Origin of the sequence: Clostridium beijerinckii (genome assembly GCF_018223745.1) — a bacterium.
GTDB lineage: Bacteria > Bacillota > Clostridia > Clostridiales > Clostridiaceae > Clostridium > Clostridium beijerinckii.
This window is the reverse complement of record NZ_CP073653.1, coordinates 786124-804523: the sequence shown is the minus strand read 5'-3', so window position 1 is coordinate 804523 and position 18400 is coordinate 786124. Positions and strand designations below refer to the sequence as shown.

General features: G+C 30.0%; 19 protein-coding genes. 2 read left to right on the top strand and 17 right to left on the bottom strand.

Annotation, left to right across the window (positions count from 1 at the left end; genetic code table 11):
• Positions 1–260 precede the first annotated feature (260 nt).
• The 3 genes from KEC93_RS03880 to KEC93_RS03870 all read right to left on the bottom strand — a co-directional run bounded on the left by KEC93_RS03880 (position 261) and on the right by KEC93_RS03870 (position 1919).
• Positions 261–1004 carry a MurR/RpiR family transcriptional regulator gene (locus KEC93_RS03880; RefSeq protein ID WP_008423332.1) on the bottom strand — a complete coding sequence of 248 codons (744 nt, stop codon included), beginning with the start codon at positions 1002–1004 and terminating at the stop codon, positions 261–263.
• An 87-nt stretch (positions 1005–1091) separates the two neighbouring features.
• Positions 1092–1376: a barstar family protein gene (locus tag KEC93_RS03875; protein ID WP_041894170.1), complete on the bottom strand. Its 285-nt coding sequence runs from the start codon at positions 1374–1376 to the stop codon at positions 1092–1094.
• A gap of 21 nt (positions 1377–1397) precedes the next feature.
• Positions 1398–1919, bottom strand: a complete 522-nt coding sequence (locus KEC93_RS03870; RefSeq protein WP_039773196.1) for a ribonuclease domain-containing protein — start codon at positions 1917–1919, stop codon at positions 1398–1400.
• Positions 1920–2470: 551 nt separating this feature from the next.
• On the opposite strand from KEC93_RS03870, the gene KEC93_RS03865 reads away from it, so the two are divergent.
• Both KEC93_RS03865 and KEC93_RS03860 read left to right on the top strand, forming a co-directional pair.
• Positions 2471–3460: a carbon-nitrogen hydrolase family protein gene (locus KEC93_RS03865; RefSeq protein ID WP_207652014.1), complete on the top strand. Its 990-nt coding sequence runs from the start codon at positions 2471–2473 to the stop codon at positions 3458–3460.
• Between the two features lie 289 nt (positions 3461–3749).
• Positions 3750–4625, top strand: a complete 876-nt coding sequence (locus KEC93_RS03860; RefSeq protein WP_168983405.1) for an AEC family transporter — start codon at positions 3750–3752, stop codon at positions 4623–4625.
• Between the two features lie 307 nt (positions 4626–4932).
• On the opposite strand, the gene KEC93_RS03855 is transcribed toward KEC93_RS03860, so the two are convergent.
• The 14 genes from KEC93_RS03855 to KEC93_RS03790 all read right to left on the bottom strand — a co-directional run bounded on the left by KEC93_RS03855 (position 4933) and on the right by KEC93_RS03790 (position 18400).
• The gene (locus tag KEC93_RS03855; protein WP_077868114.1) at positions 4933–5754 is read right to left on the bottom strand and encodes a PHP domain-containing protein; all 822 of its coding nucleotides are present in this window, start codon (positions 5752–5754) and stop codon (positions 4933–4935) included.
• An 11-nt stretch (positions 5755–5765) separates the two neighbouring features.
• Positions 5766–7616, bottom strand: coding sequence for a beta-glucoside-specific PTS transporter subunit IIABC (locus KEC93_RS03850; protein WP_077855737.1), 1851 nt, complete (start codon positions 7614–7616; stop codon positions 5766–5768).
• A 112-nt stretch (positions 7617–7728) separates the two neighbouring features.
• Entirely contained in the window at positions 7729–8568 is an 840-nt protein-coding gene (gene licT / locus KEC93_RS03845) for a BglG family transcription antiterminator LicT (protein WP_077855738.1), read from the bottom strand.
• Between the two features lie 359 nt (positions 8569–8927).
• On the bottom strand, positions 8928–9665 hold the full coding sequence (locus KEC93_RS03840; protein WP_241394812.1) for an Ltp family lipoprotein: 738 nt from the start codon (positions 9663–9665) through the stop codon (positions 8928–8930).
• Between the two features lie 99 nt (positions 9666–9764).
• Entirely contained in the window at positions 9765–10760 is a 996-nt protein-coding gene (locus tag KEC93_RS03835; protein WP_242952599.1) for a tyrosine-type recombinase/integrase, read from the bottom strand.
• Between the two features lie 228 nt (positions 10761–10988).
• Entirely contained in the window at positions 10989–11753 is a 765-nt protein-coding gene (locus tag KEC93_RS03830) for an N-acetylmuramoyl-L-alanine amidase (protein WP_077829008.1), read from the bottom strand.
• Positions 11754–11812: 59 nt separating this feature from the next.
• Positions 11813–12307 carry a cobalt ABC transporter permease gene (locus KEC93_RS03825; RefSeq protein ID WP_173696059.1) on the bottom strand — a complete coding sequence of 165 codons (495 nt, stop codon included), beginning with the start codon at positions 12305–12307 and terminating at the stop codon, positions 11813–11815.
• A 1-nt stretch (position 12308) separates the two neighbouring features.
• Entirely contained in the window at positions 12309–12593 is a 285-nt protein-coding gene (locus KEC93_RS03820; protein ID WP_077829044.1) for a hypothetical protein, read from the bottom strand.
• Positions 12594–12690: 97 nt separating this feature from the next.
• The gene (locus KEC93_RS03815) at positions 12691–12822 is read right to left on the bottom strand and encodes an XkdX family protein (protein WP_111944710.1); all 132 of its coding nucleotides are present in this window, start codon (positions 12820–12822) and stop codon (positions 12691–12693) included.
• A 3-nt stretch (positions 12823–12825) separates the two neighbouring features.
• Positions 12826–13158, bottom strand: a complete 333-nt coding sequence (locus KEC93_RS03810) for a hypothetical protein (protein ID WP_077868116.1) — start codon at positions 13156–13158, stop codon at positions 12826–12828.
• Between the two features lie 15 nt (positions 13159–13173).
• On the bottom strand, positions 13174–14163 hold the full coding sequence (locus KEC93_RS03805; protein ID WP_077868117.1) for a hypothetical protein: 990 nt from the start codon (positions 14161–14163) through the stop codon (positions 13174–13176).
• Between the two features lie 14 nt (positions 14164–14177).
• Positions 14178–14783, bottom strand: coding sequence for a YmfQ family protein (locus tag KEC93_RS03800; RefSeq protein WP_077829005.1), 606 nt, complete (start codon positions 14781–14783; stop codon positions 14178–14180).
• A 1-nt stretch (position 14784) separates the two neighbouring features.
• Positions 14785–17331 carry a hypothetical protein gene (locus KEC93_RS03795; protein ID WP_077868118.1) on the bottom strand — a complete coding sequence of 849 codons (2547 nt, stop codon included), beginning with the start codon at positions 17329–17331 and terminating at the stop codon, positions 14785–14787.
• Between the two features lies 1 nt (position 17332).
• On the bottom strand, positions 17333–18400 hold the full coding sequence (locus tag KEC93_RS03790; protein ID WP_077868119.1) for a baseplate J/gp47 family protein: 1068 nt from the start codon (positions 18398–18400) through the stop codon (positions 17333–17335).

The following is an 18400-nucleotide window of genomic DNA, read 5'->3' as shown; positions in this document are numbered from 1 at the left end:
TAATATTAATTGAAAAAGCTTATTCTGTCACTATGTAAACCATTATAAAAAACATGTCTGTTTTTTAATAATTTGTTATTGCAAAAAAACAAAATGTTTTTTTGCAATTAAAATCGAAATGTATTCTTGACATTTCATATATTTAAAAACTGTGATTAACAAACAAAAAAGTAATTAAAATAAGCTTTATCAACTTGAGTTAAAAACTTCAAATCAATAAAGCCCTATGTAAAATACTCTTATTTTTTGCGCATAGCTATTTACTCATCTTGTATAGATTCTTCTCGACGATTTTGTAGTTTCCTTCCAATTCTTTCTATTATACTGATTATTGGAATTTGAGTTGTAATATCATATATTCCTACTTTAACATATGGCACATAATATGGGATATTATAATCAGACATTTTTGCTATAGTGCAATTTTCAGTGTTAGTAATACTAACAATACAGCAATTATCTTTTTTAAATCTATTTATATGGCCTATAATATCTTTTGATTCACCAGACACAGAACATACTATCACAACTGAATTTTCATAAAACTTACCTGTAGTCGGGTAATACGGATCATCAATGCATAAACTAAATTGCCCAACACTTGATAGATATCTTGCTCCATATCTTGCTACAATTCCTGACATGCTACTTCCTATAAAAATAGTTCTCTTTGCCTTTAATATAGCTTTTACAATTTCCTCTATCTTCTCATCATATTCTTCAGTATTTGTTTTCTTAAAAAAATCAATTATCTCTGTATTATCTTCACTTACTTTTTTAATTTCTTTTTCTTCTATAAATAATTTAAATTTTAGTTTAAACTCTGAATAACCACTACAACCTACTTTTTTGCAGAAATTTAATATGGTTGTTGTTGATACATGAGATTCAACTGCTAATTCCCTTATTTTCATATATCGGACCTTGTCTTTATTATCCATAATATAATTATAAACAGAAATTTCTAAATCATTAAGACTTTTGATTTGACTATAACTGAACATATAATACTTCCTTCCATTGGACTATTGCCTACATTATATCAATTGATAACGTTTTTTTCAATCAAGATAGATATAAGTTTGAGTCAATTAAAAGTTGGAAATAATTTTTATCTTAAGTTTTCCTCCAGTAAATTTTTCAGCTTCATTAAAAATTTCTAATGTATTTTCAGCATAATCACCTAATAAGTCTTTACTTTTTTGAAAGTCAACCCATTCAATTGTAACTGGCAATTGAACATCAGCAGTTAGACAATCCCATAGTGCATCTAAGTTTTCACCGTAATGAGCAGGAAGCTTTAATTCCTGTTTTAAAATTTGGTGTAACATATTTCTATCCGTAAGCTTACTGCCTTGTATTACTACTTTATTCAAGCTATTCACATCCTTAAAAAACTACTTTCCTTTATATAATAATTTGAATGTTTTATAATGATCTGAGGTAGAGTAAATTAATCCATCATTTGAATAAAGAATCCTATCATCCCCACGATGTCCTCCATTATAATTAATATCGCATTCATGCCAAATTCTATTAGGCGCATCTGGTAGAGATTTTTCAGCATTCTTAAAAATATCTCCCCCTATGCTTTTACCAGGGGCTACTTTGCTAAGATCGTCTCCTGGCTTCCATCCAAGTTTATTAGCCTGCGCTTTTGTTATAAAATTTTCAGGCAAAGTTCCATTTTTATGTATATAATCTGCAACGCCTTGAAAATCATTAATAATTTTTTTATTCTTTGAATCCCCATCTTGGCTAGAATCTATCTTTTTATCTTCTGATTTTGTAGCTTCCACATTGTTATCCTGCTGCTTATTTGCAGCAGTTTTATTTGTTGCTGCACATCCAAATAAACCTATGAACATAAGTAAAAGTATAAAAACAGCAGAAATCTTCTGTATAAATATTTTTTTCATTTTTATAACCATTCCTTTCGCGCTTCGCTCAATGCACAAAATGCAATGAAATTTTATTGATTCTTGGCTTTGAGCGAATTTATTTTATATTCTTTATTCGTAGGGATAACAGCTAACTACAAATCATGTGAAGGCGAGTGGACTACACCTATTTAGAGGAATGAGCACTTTATCAAACCCATTTGTATCAGCCGTAAAAGGGAGTAATTCTGAATATTCTTTTTCCATGTGTATCTCCATCCCATAAATTCTTTTGTATCATTCTACTCTTTTTATTATATCTAATACTTCTTGTTTTTTCTATAATTTTACACATGAATAATAGAATCTACTATTCATCTATGCATTCTGTAAATCATAGCATTTATATATAAATCCTCCCAAAATAAAATACCCCCTTTATAGAAACAGTTTTATTATTTTAACTGTCTACTATAAAGGGAGCATATCATAATCCGGACGCCTTTTTTATTTTATATTCAATATACTGAAACTGTTATATAAATTTAAGAAAGAAAGAGGTTTTAAAATATGGTAAGAAATTATCCTAAATTCAAAGTGGCTGCGCAGTTCAAGCAGCACCAGTTTATCTTGATTTAGATGCTACAATTGAAAAAACTTGTTCAATAATTACTGAGGCTGCAGAAAATGGAGCTAAATTAATTGGATTTCCTGAAGCTTTTATACCTGGATACCCTTGGTGGGTATGGCTAAGTGATCCAGGTACTGGATCATCTTTATATGCAGAACTTTACAAAAACTCCGTTGAAATTCCTAGCATAGCTGTACAAAAATTGAGCGAAACAGCTAGAAAAAATAATATTTATGTTTGTGTTTCCGTTAATGAATTAGATGGTGGTTCCTTATATCTCACACAACTTTGGTTTAATCCACAAGGGGATTTAATTGGAAAACATCGTAAGATGAGACCATCCGGAGGAGAGAGACTTATTTGGGGCGAAGGTGACGGAAGTATGATGCCTTGCTTCAAAACAGAGATTGGAAATTTAGGTGGATTACAATGTTGGGAACATTGGGTACCACTAAACATTATGGCAATGAATTCACAAAATGAGCAAGTTCATGTTGGTTCTTGGCCAGCATTTTTCCCTGGAGATGAAGCTTTGGTTTCAACACCTCCAAATTTAGCATCAAGTCAATATCATGCATTAGCTACACAATCATTTGTTATTATGAGTACTCAGATTCATACTAAGGAAATCCTTGAAAAAATCTGTACTGTTGATGCACAAAGGGAAGCCTATGGTAGTTTAGTTGCTACTGGCGGCGGAAATGCATGTATTATAGGACCTAACGGAAAGATTATAAGTAATCAACTTCCAGCAGATCAAGAAGGTATTGTTTATGCCGATATAGACTTGGAGAAGATCATAGAATGTAAATATCAAATTGATCCAGCAGGACATTACTCTAACAAAAGTCTTAGCATGAATTTTAATCAAAATCCACAACCTCCTGTTAAAAAATTAGGATCCAGCACCGACGAAATTATAACTTATGAAGAACTTAAAAAGATTTAACTACACTACTTAATTTTTAAGCCAAGTATGGACAAACCATCAATTTTTATCACATTAAATCTTGATACATATAGAGTGGATAAGTCCATAGTAACAAATCAACTATTTAGTTGAACCTCATTAACTTTTTTCTGTTTGGTTTTTTCTTATATATATTTTATAATTTAATCAAATAAAAGCGTTTGGCAATAATCCGAATGCCTTTTATTTTATGATAAACACTATATAGAAACGAATATTTATGCACAAAATTTAGAAAGGAAAGACTTTAATTATGATTATTTCCCAAATGATATTGTTATTTGGACTCATGGCAGTAGGCTATTTAGCAAAGATCACAAAAATTATGGATAATATAAGTGATAAATATTTTTCAAAGTTTATTACAAATATTGCAATTCCAGCTACAATCCTCAGTTCTGCTATTGGACAAAATATCGGAGACAAAATGAGTACTTTTAAAGTACTATTAGTTGCTATATCAATATTTCTAGCAACTCCATTTATAAGTATTCTTATAGTAAAAATTTTAAAGTTAGAAAGAACTTATGAATTAATGTTAAATTACAGTAATCTAGGTTTCATGGGAATTCCTATTATCTCAAGTATATATGGCAATAAGTATGTATTGTATGTATCAATTTTCATGATGGTATTTAATATTAGTTTATTTTCACATGGAGTTTCTATTTTACAAAAGGAGAATAACTCAAGTAAAGTTCAATTAAAAAATCTACTTAATCCAGGTATTATTTCAGCTCTGGCCACATTATTAATTTTTATATTTGAAATACCTATGAATGAATTTATTACCATTATATTGAAAAATATAGGATCTATTACTACTCCATTAGCTATGATAATAATAGGTTCTATCTTAGCTAGTGTAAAAATTACTAGCATTTTCACAGATAAAAAGATTTATATTTATACTATTCTAAAAATTTTAGTGTATCCTTTATTAACATGGATAATATTACATAATTTCGTAAATGACCCAGTAATAATAGGTGTTACAGTAATTTTATGTGGACTACCTACTGCCGGAAATGTATCAATGCTTTGTTCAGACTATAATGGTAACGTTGAATTGGTAACTAAAGGAATGTTTCTCTCCACAATATTCTCTTTTGTAACCATTCCATTATTAATGCTCATTTTTTAAAAATATAAAATAAATACAATTGATTCTTCTAACAATGCTATAAGATGTCTATATTTTTAAACATTATATAGATGTAATCTTCTTGTTAACTACTTCTTTACTAAACTTTTATCAGCTAATAAACTACAGCTTCGCTATGAATTACACAAATTAAAATAACCCACGACAAATTGTCGTGGGTTTCATGGTGGAGGCGAAGCGTGACCTTTGAAATCCACCAAAAACCGTATCATATTTTAATTCAAAATAGATTACACATCAACAACGCTTGTGCTCATTACCTATAATCCATAGAAATAATTAAAAATTATCTTGATCTATGCTTTAATTCTTCATACTGTTGCTTAGTTAAACCAAATTGACCAAATTCAATAAAATTAGGATCATGAAAATCACTGCCACCACTTTTAACTAAATTATGTTTAGTTGCTAAGTCTAATGTTTTTTGATAATCAATCATCTTCATCTTTGAATGGTTAATTTCAATTCCTTGTAATCCATATTCAACATATTTTTCAATCTCAGCATAATTATTATATTCGCAAGGATGAGCAATTATTGCAATTCCACCATCTTGTTTTATTGCTTTAATACCTTCCATAACTGAAATATAGCCCATCTTTGAATCAGTTTCTTTGGATGTCTTTGAGGCAAAAAGCTCACGATATCTTTCCTTAGTCATCTCATGGGGATATTTCTCTTTTAAAGCTTGAAAAATATTCATTTTAAAGACAATACTATATTTAGAATATTTTTTAGCATCTTCATAGGTAATCTTATATCCCTTTTGTATTAGTTCATTAATTAAATCTCGATGACAATTATCTCGGCATCGTAAAGTTTCATCACATAGTTTTTTAATATGTGGTGTATCTTCGTTAAGCCATAAACCAATAATATGGACTTTTTTTAATACTTCATAATCATAGCAGCTCATTTCAACTCCCTTAATTACATCTATATTTAATCTATTTCCACACTTCTTGATTTCATCAAATTGATCAACTGTATCATGATCCGTAATCGCCAATGCTTGAATTCCTTTCTCTTTTGCCATTGCAATGACCTGAGCAATTTCGCAAATACCATCACTATGATTTGTGTGTACATGTAAATCAGCATATATCATTTTGGACCTCCCTAAATAACTGTCAATATGACATCTTCTTTGTCAACTATACTTTTATCAGTTTGTACTACTTCCATATAGTCATTACTATTAGTGACAATTATCATTGTTGTTAAATCATAGCCAGCCTCGTGTATTTTATCAATATCAAATTCCAATAACAAATCACCTTTCTTAACTGTTTGACCTTGAGAAATCATTAATTTGAAGTATTTTCCTTCTAAAGATACAGTATCTATACCTACATGAATTAATAATTCAATATCATTTATTGTTATTCCAATAGCATGACCAGTATGAAAACAAGCACTAATTATTCCATCACCTGGAGAATATACTTTACCTTCACTAGGAATAATAGCAATTCCAGCACCCATTATACCACTAGAAAAAGTTTCATCGGCAACATTTTCTAAAGAAACAATTTTCCCTTTTACTGGTGCTAATATATTTTCATAATTACTTTTATTTAGAATTTCTTTATGTTCCACTTCTTTAATATCTTTAACTGGATCATCAAATCCAATAATCAATGTAGCAATAAATGTTACTACTGTAGAGATTATCATGGTAATAATAGCATATACTAGATCCTTGCTACCTTCAGATACCCACATTGGTAAGCTTAATAACCCTGGTGTTACATAAATATAAGCTTTTAATTGAACTATTCCAGCAAATAATCCTCCAGCAGCACCACCGATCATACATGCATACATTGGCTTTTTAAGCTTAAGAGTAACACCGTACATTGCTGGTTCAGTAATTCCTCCCAAAAATGCTGTAACACTTGATGAAAAAGCTATCTGCTTAAGTTCTCTATCTTTTGTTTTTAGCGATACTGCTAGTGATGCTGAAGCCTGAGAAATATTAGAACATAATGCAATAACACGTGTAACAGGATCAAAACCATTTTGTTCAATTAACATAACACAAATTGGACTTAAAGCTTTATGCATGCCTATTGATACTAGCCATGGATATACAGCTGCTAAAATTGGAATTGCAACAAATCCAAAATGTTGTTGGACAAATAATATAATATCTGCAACCCATTGTGCAACAAAATTACCTACTGGTCCAATTACAATAAATGCTAATGGTGCAGTAATTAACATAACTAATAATGGTGCCATAAAAACTTTAATCATATCTGGAACATATTTATAAACATATTTTTCAACATAAGACATTATCCACACTGTTAAAATAGCAGTTACCAATTGTGAAGAATACTTGACCAACGCTAACGGTATTCCTAAAAAATATACTGCTTTTCCTGCTGATACTAATGAAATCCATTCTGGATGAAGCATTGATAAACAGATAAATCCTGCTAAATATTGATTACAATTGAACATTCTTGCTGCAGAAAAACCTACAAATGCTGGCATAAAATAAAAACCAGTATCAAAAATAAAATTCAACACATAGTACGTTTGACTTGATTTACTTAAGATTCCCAACATACTTAAAATTAAAAGTAATACTTTTCCCATTCCAGCTCCTGCTAGTAATGGAATCATTGGTGCAATTGAACCCGTAATTATTGCTAACATTCTATTAACAATATTTTCTTTATTATTATTATCTTTACACTTTTCATTTGATGAATCAAATTTAGTAAATTTCATAATTTCCTTATAAACTTTATCAACATCATTTCCTATTACTAGCTGGTATTGACCGCCCTTTTTTACTAAAGACAACACACCTTTAATATCCTTAACTTTTTCGTCATCAGCCTTTGACTGATCATTAAGCGTAAATCTCAATCTTGTTGAGCAATGGACTACAGATGCAATATTATTTTCCCCACCAATCGCTTTTAGAATTTCACTAGACATCTTTTCATAATTCATTTTAATTTCCTCCATTTCATATTTTATAAAATGAAAGTTTAGCCAACTTAATGTTACTATCTAACACAAAAAATTTATATTATTATAATCACCTCCTTTAATAACTAACAAATTACTTACCCTTTATTAATTTTGCAATATGAATTGTAAGATATAAAATTTCATCATCATCCAGATAATAATAATATTTGTCTTCTATAAACTGCTTTATCTTCAAGCTACATAAATATTGTTCCACGTATTTTTCCTTCAAAAGCTCTAGTATATTATTATTAAGATTATCTTTATTATTAAGTTTTTTTGAAAAAACTCGATGTCCAAAAAATTTCAAATGAGTGACAAATCGATAATAATCAAGTGATTCGGTATCAAAATCATATTTGAAATAATACTTTACAATATTCACTATATTTTGAATAAATCCAGTTATTTCATATATATCTTGAATATCATTGCTAATTTCAGCACTGACAATATGTAATGCAATAAACCCTGCCTCGTCTTCCTCCATCTTTAAATTATAATTTTTTTCAATTAGGGTAATCCCGTATAAGCCAATCTCATATTCATTTTTATAGAAATGTTTAATTTCCCATAATAGTTTATTATTTATTATAATTCCTTCTTTATAACGTTCAATACTAGTATTAATATGATCCAACAAAGAGATGTACAAAGAATCATCTAACTTAGTAGATAATTTTTGTTTAGCATGTTCAACAATTCCATCGCAAATTTCAATGTATTCTACAGGAATACTGCTTAATGCCTCAACCAAACGATTGGGATACTCTATTGAACTCAAAATAAACTTTTTAGTAATTTTCTTTGGATCAACAATATCACCATTTTTCCTACCATAGGCAATTCCTTTCCCCATAACAATTACTTCTTTCCCATTAACATCATTCGTTATCACAGCATTATTATTCAAAACTTTATTTATTAACACTAAAATACCCCCTTGAAAATAAATAAAACCTATTTGCAGATATAACAAAATATCTGTAAATAGGTTTTGTGTAGCAAGCTAAGTGCTATTACAATCCATCTCTTACATGTACATTTTATAACATTCTGTTGATGTTTGTCAACGCTTACAGAAATTATTTTATAATCATTTTTGTATAATAAATTCTAATCTATACTTATAAAATAAATAATCCACGACATTTGTCGTGGATTTTATGGTGGAGGCGAACCGTACACAATATCGCTCACAACAAATATATCAAGCCATAGGCATAATATTCATTAATATATAAAAAATGTGGCAAACAGTTATATTAAAAATTGCCACGTCTTTTATTTTTAATTTTCTAAATTATTTATAGCATATTGTGCTTCTTCTTCAGTAAATTTTTCTCCTGCATCTGACACCAATTGGTGATTTATAGAACTCTTAGACATATTCATTTCACTTTGATATATTTTAGCTTTTGCTAATGCATTCTTTTTCCAATCCGCTTTTACATTGTCTATAGCATATTGTGCCTCTTCTTCAGTAAATTTTTCCCCAGCATCTGATGTTAATTGATGATATAAGCCTTTTTTAGAAAAATTCATTGTATTAGCGTAATTATCCGCTTTTTTTAATGCATTCTTTTTCCAATCTGCTTTTACATTGTCTATAGCATATTGTGCAGCTTCTTCAGTAAATTTTTCCCCAGCATCTGATGTTAATTGGTGATACAAGGCTTTTTTAGAAAAATGCATTGTGTTAGCGTAACTATCTGCTTTTTTTAATGCTGCTTGATATTCCTTAGGTATATTCTCATCTGTAGTATCTTTCCCATTTTCTTGTTTAAGTCCATCTTTGTTTGCATTAGTAGTTGATGTGTTAGTAGTTTTTTGAGATTCATCTGTTATATTCTTATCTTTGTTTCCTCCTGATGCCAAAGCACCTATTATAACTACCAGAACAATTAATATAAACCACCATCTTTTAAAAATAGGCTTTTTATTTTTTGCTCCGCAACTTGGACATATCTTTGCATTTTTTGCTATTTCCTTGCCACATGTTTTACAGTTTATAATTTTCGCCATCATTATTCCCCCCTAAATATTTTTATATATTAATTGTATATAACATGGAGATTTTGTCAAACAAATTTAATATAGTTAAAAATAGTAATTTCTATATACATATTAGTGAACCAATCTCTTATACTCATTTTTAAGGTTTTCTTGAGAAAGTTGAGCATACCTTTGAGTAGTCTCTGGACTTGTATGACCTAATATTTTTTGTACCCCTTGAATTGTCATTCCTGAATTTAAAAGATAAGTTGCTTGAGTTCTTCTAAATTTATGACAATGTACACGCTCTGCTATACCTGTTCTTTTTTTAATCCTTAATAAAATAAGTTGCAATGCTCTAACCTTAATATGTTGATATGGAGCTTTATCTGAAATAAATAAATATCCATTTGATCTGTTTTGAATATAGGCTTGTATATGTAATTTTGCTTTAGTAGAAAAATAAACAATTCTTTCCTTGCTTCCTTTACCAGTAACAATTATACTTTGTTCTTGCCAATTAATGTCTTCTATTTTCACCTCGTCTATTTCTCCTATTCTGCAAGCTGTACTATCCAGCAACTCGAATAAACATTTTTCTTTTTCCGTTACACAAGCTTCTCTTAGTTTTTCTAAGTTATCTGCTTTATACCCTTGTAAAATTATTTTAGGCACTTTTGTTTGCTTTAATTGAAAGGCTGGATTTTTAAGAATATATTCTTCTGCCTGTAGCCATCCAAAGAAACCTTTAAGCATTGTTATATATCCATTTGTGGTACCAGCTGCTTTATCTTTACTATATGCAGCTAAAAACATTCTTAAATCCATAGTTCCTATAGTAGAGCATGGTTTATTAAAAAACATATCTAATTTTTCTAAAAACAATACATAATTATATAATGTCTTATTACTTAATCCTTCTAATTTTTTGCAAGCAATATATAGCTTTGCTTTTCCTTTTATATCACTTGTGGTTAATTCTGTACATTTACTTGTTATTTCATAATCATATAGTATTTCATCCAATTCCTTCTTCAATTCTAGCTGCTTTGATAGATTTATTTCTAACTCTGTGAAAAGCAATGTTATTCTCCCGAGAATTTTTATTGCTAACTCTTCATTTAACACTTAATCACTCCTTGTATTTAAGGAAGCAATAAGCTATACTAATACTTGCAGATATTGGTGGTAACTTTTGTTGCTGCCTTATTTTTTTATAAAAAAGTGTATAGTTAATAAAATACATGGATATAATACTATATGTAAGAAGGGATTATCCCCTTTTACATATAGTAAAACCAGGCATTTATATTATCTCGACAATAATAGATTTCCCTGGTTTTATTTTTTTATGCACTATTCCCCTTTTATTTCATAGAACCAACTTCCAAGAATTTTTTTAAGCTCATTACATTTATCTAATCTTAGATATTCTGTTTCTATCCAAATACCTTTTTCATTGCCTCTTACATAACATTTAATATCATTAAAATAACTCAATATATAATTAATATCTACTCCATCATATCCTGTATAAGCTACAGGCAAATAATTGGTTACGACATAATATTTTCTATTATTTTCACTACTAGAAACTTCCTTAGGTATATTAGAATCTATTGCGTTGCAAAACACATATGCTAATTGCTCCCATGAGTATTTATTATATATATCAATGTCTTCCTGAGAATCGCAAAAACAGATTTCTGAAATAATATTTGGTGCTAATATATGATTCATTTCAAAAAGCTTTTGAAATTTAACACCTCTATTATAAAAACCTAACTCAGTAAAATTATCTACAAGTCTTTGCGCTACTGGATATGCTTTACTAGATTCACTAGAAACTAATACTTCTGTCCCTTTTGCCTGACCATTAAAAGAATTCATATGCAGACTAGCAAAAAAGTCTACATTACTGTTATTAGCTTTATTTGCTCCCTCACTTAACTCTCCATCCTCTGTATTAGCATTTGAATTGCAATCTATAACAGTATGGCCGTACTTTTCAAATACCGACTTAACTACTGCATAATACTTTTTCATTTGCTCATGTTCATCAACAATTCCTATTGCTCCTGTACAATTTTCACTATGTCCTGCTCTTAGTCCAATTTTCATTAAAATCAATTCCCTTCTTCAATAAAATATAATAAGGTGTTCTTGGCGAACACCTTTAATTAATTACTTTCTGTTTTTGTTGTGCCTACTAAAGTTTGAACTTTATTTAATTGCTCTTTAAGAGATTTATTCTCTGATTGTAATAAGGTATTAGTATGTTGCAATTGCTTTATTGCATCTTCTTTAGTTAATATAGCTTGCTTTCCAACGTTAACTTGTCCTGCTATAGCTTGTCTTAAATCATTGAGATTTTCTTGAGATAGTCCTGGTATTCTTTTAAGTAATAATTTATCGAACTCATTTGATTTAGATCCTAAAACTTGATTTGCATTTTCTGTAATTCTATATTTTTCTTCTATAATACCCCATACTTCTTTTGCTGTTTTTAATTCTTCTTCATGTCCTGTTGCTTTGATTTTTTGCTCAATTTCTTCTTTCTTTTTGGCTAATACTTCTATTGTTGCACCTCCAACAGCTTTAATAAGTGCTACTAAAATTGCTACTACCGCAGTAGCCGCCACTGGTGCAACTTGACTAATCAATACTTCTTTCATTTTACATTTCTCCTTTTTCTATATTATCTAATCTGTGATGAGCTGATTTTGTTGATTCCTCAACCCTAGCAACTCTTTCATTTATTTGACTTAATTTTCCTTCTTGAGCTTCCATTTTAACTTGAATATTATTTACGCCCTGAGATATAAAATCAAGTTTGGCTGCCATTATGGCACCTTCTTTAGTTTCTGCTCGTATTGAGTTACCTTTATTTAATTGAAAAGTCGCATAGCTTATAGTAACTCCTAATAGCGTGCATATTAATGCAATGCTTATTGTCTCCATTATTAACCTTCTTTCTGTAAATTTAAGCAACAAAAAAGAACTCCTAAGAGCCCTTAATATTGCTTTATTTTTATTTAATTTTCTACGCCCCTTTTTCCTATGATGCAGAAACACTTGCAATTATTTGTGTTTTTTCTTCTCCTGTAATCCATTTTAAAGTAACTGCTTTTTCTAATCCTGTTTCTGTAACAGCTCCATCTTTATATAATCTTAACAAAGTATTGTACATAATTTACACCTCCAAAGTTGTTGCAACTAAAGCATCTACTGTTTGTTGCAATTCTGCTATCTTAATTTGTGTATCATCTAATTTAGTTAAATTTATGGTAACTGAATTATCTGTTAGTTTTTTGGTTATACTTGTACACTCTAAATTATTGTAAATTCCATAAACTTCACCAGTTGAATTTGCTACTTGTAATTTTGTCAAATTATCTTTTGTCATTAATGTTTCTAATTCTGTAATCGACTTATTTGTAAAGTTAATTATAAGTCCAACTTCTCCACTATTATAAATTGAGTTGAATTCTAAGCTTATATTATTATTTAAAATTATTTTATCCATTTATATCATCCTCCCTTATTTAAGTTTTATTATAGTGATAGTGCTAAGATGAACAGATTTGGTTGCTGATGAATTATTACTTGTCCATATGGATGTTGTTGTACCTGCTGTTGTAATATTATAAAGTTTTTGTATATCTAATTTACTATACAATGACGCAAAATCGATTGGTGTTGCAAGTATATGTCGTGTGCTACCATCTTCTCCAAAATTAAATGTTACTACATTTCCAGCTAACATGTTCCAAACCGACATTTTAGCCAATATTAGATAAATTCCTGTCTGTTTAAATGTTATGTTACCAGTACTATTTGAAATATCAACAAAGCTGTTTGTAGCTGAATCAAATTTTACTTGTACTGTTGTACCTGTTGCTACATCTATTGCTGTATTTTGAATAGACGTAGTTAAATAATTATAATTTTGCAAGGTACTTATTTCATCTTGCAAAACCTTTCCTTGAGTTGCATCTAATACAAAACCAGCTATAGTTGCAGTTAAGTTGTTTACTATAGATGACTTATCAATTTTTTTATTCGCCAAATCTGACAAGTGCGTATCTATTACATCTAAAGCGCTTTGTAATCCATCTACATTAGCTATAATGTGATTATGACTATCATCTGCTACAGTAGTTGTTATCGATATATTTCCTGATCCATCGAAGTTGGCTGAACCAGTAACATCTCCAGCTAATGCTATATTTCTCGGTGTCTGTAGCTTAGTTGCTGTTCCTGCATTTCCACTTACACTTGTTTTGTTCGCTATCGCTATAGTTACAAAAGCAGTATTAGCAATTTTGGTACTATTATCTCCTGGAGTTTGAGTTGGTGCTGTTGGTGCTCCTGTTAACCCTGGAGAATCTAGTGGAGCTTTAAGAGGTAATGCTGAGTTAATTTCTTTTAGCTTTGTATCTATAATATCAGCATTACCATTAAAATCATCTATATTTACAACATCGGTTCCTTCTGGCTTTTTCAATCCATAATTTGTTGTTGTTAACATTTAATCAACCCTTTCTATTCATAAACTTTTAACTCATCCCATGTCTTCAATTTTGCATTGTTACATGTTAATTTATTTTCTTTTAATACATTCCAAACAGTATAAGTGTATTTAATCGTGTATCCTAGATGTGCAGGTTTAATATTTTCCAGCATATCTTTAAATAACTGCATGTTTTTTGGTATCCCCTTAACTCCAACAAATTGAACTACAAAAGCATAGTTAGGATTATCTTGTATTATGTTTACTTCTCCCCCAGAAAAAGTTTCAGCTACATTTTTAATCATCTGTTTAGTTGTTGTGCCTTGCCCTCTTTTCTTAGCCTTAAGTACTTCTCGCCTTTGTTCATACCCTAATAATAAATTAGTTTCAATTCCATATTCCTTTTCCCAGTAGCTAAGACCCCATGTTGCAGTATCTATCCAAAGCTGATTCTTTATATCTCTAATTTTATAATTTAATCTTCCAAGCTCCAGCGAATTAGAATTTTCTAATTCCTTCATAACTTTAGATGTAATATAATAGTCGGGCATATATTTCATGAGATCAGGTGATATTAGTTTTATCTCATCTATGTTATCTTCTTCATTAATTCCATATTGGGTTGTACCATAATTCATGCTATACCCCCTTTAAATCATTCCATGTTAATGTTTTTTTTACATCTGAACTGATAGTAGTTGCTGTTGGAGCATTAGTTTCTTTAGTATTATTGTCTGAAAAAATTAGTGCCCATGCTTGTTGTTTGTTACCTATACTAGAACTTGATAATATTTCAAAAGCTAATCTACCATATTGACCAAAATCTCTATAAACATATAGTGTCCAAGTCATTCCGTTTATTACAATTATAAAATGATTAATATTAAAACCATATTTACTAAGCCATGTTAGTGCCCGGCAACTAATACTTGTGTTATCTGTTCTCATCTGTAATTCTAATATTCCTGCATAATAATTGCCATAAGTAGAACATACTGCAAACATAATATTAGTATTTCCGTAACCACTCATAGTTTGTGAAGCTACCTTATACCATCCATTAGATGAAGCTGCATCTGAACCGATAAATGCTATTTGTCTACTAGATGTTGTAATAGATGCATCCTCACTTCCATCAAAAATCACAGTGCCTGTAACATCCCCATTTAAATTTATCTTCCTTGTAGTAGCTAATTTTTCTGCCCTATCTACAACTCCATTATTATTAGTATCATAAATAGATTTAAGCATATCACCATAGCCTGCCTGTGATATCTCACTCTTAGTAGCAAATTTACTATCTGCCTCTGTTTCAGTATAGTATCTATCGTCATGAGTATGAGAGCTATTTGCTTTACCATTCAAAGCACTTTGAACCGCCGTTGAAATAGGTTTACTTAAATCACTAGTATTCTCTACATTTCCTAATCCAATATCAGCTGGGGTTGGTTTATTACTTTCATGATACACTTTGTTACCTTTATATCTTAAATAATCTGATTTTATAGTTAGTAATTCAGTTGTTGTACTTCCATTAACACTATCAAATTTGAAATACTCATTTCCGTTGTCACCTATTAAAAATTGCATATATGAATCAGAATCGCCATCACTCGTATTCTTAAATGAGATTCTTGCATAATCAGTATTTCTAGTCCATTCTAATTTAGAATCGTTTGGAAATTTAACATTTCCAGTAATATCCCCACCACTACTATTAAATTTATTGCTTACTGTATTCCATAAAGTTCTTTCATCACTTGTTATGTGCTTTACGGTATCACTAATATGAGAATATGCAGCGTTCCATTTATCAATTAATGCTTGAGTAATAGTATCAATTAAAGATTTATTACTATGATCATGCTCTTTACTATAAGCTTCATTCCAATTTGTTCTTTCAGTGCTTGTTATATGTTTTACAGCATCACTAATATGAGTGTATGCACTGTTCCAGTTGCTGATCAATGCAGATGTAATTCCATCTAATACACTCTTATTATTGTGTGTATGATTATTTGTATACGCAGTATTCCAGTTAGTCCTTTCAGTTGATGTTATATGCTTTACAACATCAGAAACATGAGTATAAGCAGCATTCCAATTATCAATTAATGTTTGATTAATTATATCCAAAATACTTCTGTTAGAGTGAGTATGCTTTTTACTATTCATATCATCATGATCTATCTTATCTTGCTTAGACATTTTTCCATCAACACTTGATGACGCTAAAGGAATTGAGTTAGCACTAATAGGAATCCATGAAGTACCACTATACCTATATGTTATATCTGTATCTTTAACATTTACTGTCCAACCATCTTGGGGATTTGGATAAGTTGTTGCTATATCAGCATAAGTTGCAACAGATTCTTTCCAATCCATATTACTAACAACCTGGCTTATTTTATTATCAACTTCATTTTTTGTATACTTGTCATTCCAAATTGGAGTATTTGCATTGATTGTGCTTGTTAAAGTATTCTCTGCTGACTTAGCACGAGTACTTTCTGAAGTAAGATTATTAATCAAAGTATTTTCTGCATTAGTAGCTCTGGTTACTTCTGCGCTTAGATTTTTAGTTAATACATCTTCTGCACCTTTTGCTCTATTAGTTTCTGCGATAAGATTATTATTCAAAGTGTTCTCTGCTGCTTTTGCTCTATTAACTTCATTTTCTAAATCAACATTTATAGCACTTTCAGAATTTTTTGCTCTATTAGATTCATTACTTAAGTTTTTATTTAAAGTATCTTCAGAACCTTTTGCCCTATTTATTTCTGTATTTAAATTATCAGTTAGAACTTTTTCAGCCCCAGTAGCTCTATAAATTTCACTATTAAGATTTTCCTGAGTTTCAACAACTGCATCTTGAAGATTATTAATATCTCCTGCTTCAACTTGATCTCCTGATGTTTCATAGCTTATATAAATCGGACTTACATTAGAATAAATTTTAATTATTGTTTTCCATGGAGCTAATGATGGAGTTGATGTAAAATATGCTTCAATCTTATTTCCTGTAAGTTTACTTCCTGTATAAACATTCAATGTCTTTAGATTTACATTATCATGTTGTAGCTCTGATTCATAAACGCCATTTAATACTTCAACAACTTCCTCAATTACATATATGTTATTTTCAAGTTTATTGAGTTTCTCATAGAATTTAGTTACATTCAACTCACATCACCCCCAAATTTACATTTCCCATTACTGCAATTTCTTCATCAGCTAAATTAATGTTTGATGTTGTACCATTAATTTTTAAATCAGAATAGTCCATGACTCCTTCAGTACTTAATAATATTTTTCCTATCTTTGCTATACTTATATATGAAGCATTAAATGAAATACTTTGCAAATGCTCTATTACCAATGTCTTAAAAGTTGTTTGTATTACTCCAAGATTAACTCCATTAGTTATGCTCACATTTGCAGTTATATTTATTGCCTTTTCAATCGCTGAAACAACCGTTACTGTTGCTCCAATTGGTGCTTGTCCTTCGCCCATTCCATCAACTGGATCGATATAATTTTTAACACTATCTACTAATGTTCTATCAGCTCCAGTCTTATTAGAATTTATAATAACAACTTTTACAGTTCCGTTCCCATTCCATAAAGGTAATACTCTTGCATCTCCAACACCTGTTACCTCTAATGCCCAATTTCTATAGTGATATTTATTCCCAGACGTTGCAGGAGTCCGGATTTTAGCATAATACCTTTTTCTTAACTCTTCATCAGTCTCCTCATTATATCCATTTGAAATAGCTTCTTTATTAATTACTTTTTGAAGTCCTGAAAGTGTCTTTGGAAAATATTTAATAGCCCCAACTGGTATATTACCGACCTCACCGTATTTCACACATTTTACCGAAACATCTATACTCCCACTTTCAGGTATAACCAATGTTTCTGTGAATTCAAAGTTAACATTATCACTAGCTACTAATTCACCTTTATTTATAGGAGCACCGACCACTCCAGTAATTGTAACTTTCCCAATAGATTGAGTTGTTAATTTACGCGTTAATCCAACATCTTTTACTACTTTATCAAGATCTTTTCCAGTAGCTGTTTCTGCAAATCTCTTATCTAATACGCCTTCAATTTCCGTATATGCGCCCTCAAGTTCAATTGCAACTGGCATCTCCGCATCATACATAAATTCACCCTCAGACTTATTGTACGAATCATTTATATTGGTTAATAGCCTAGCTTGTATAACATCTCTGCTATCGCTCAT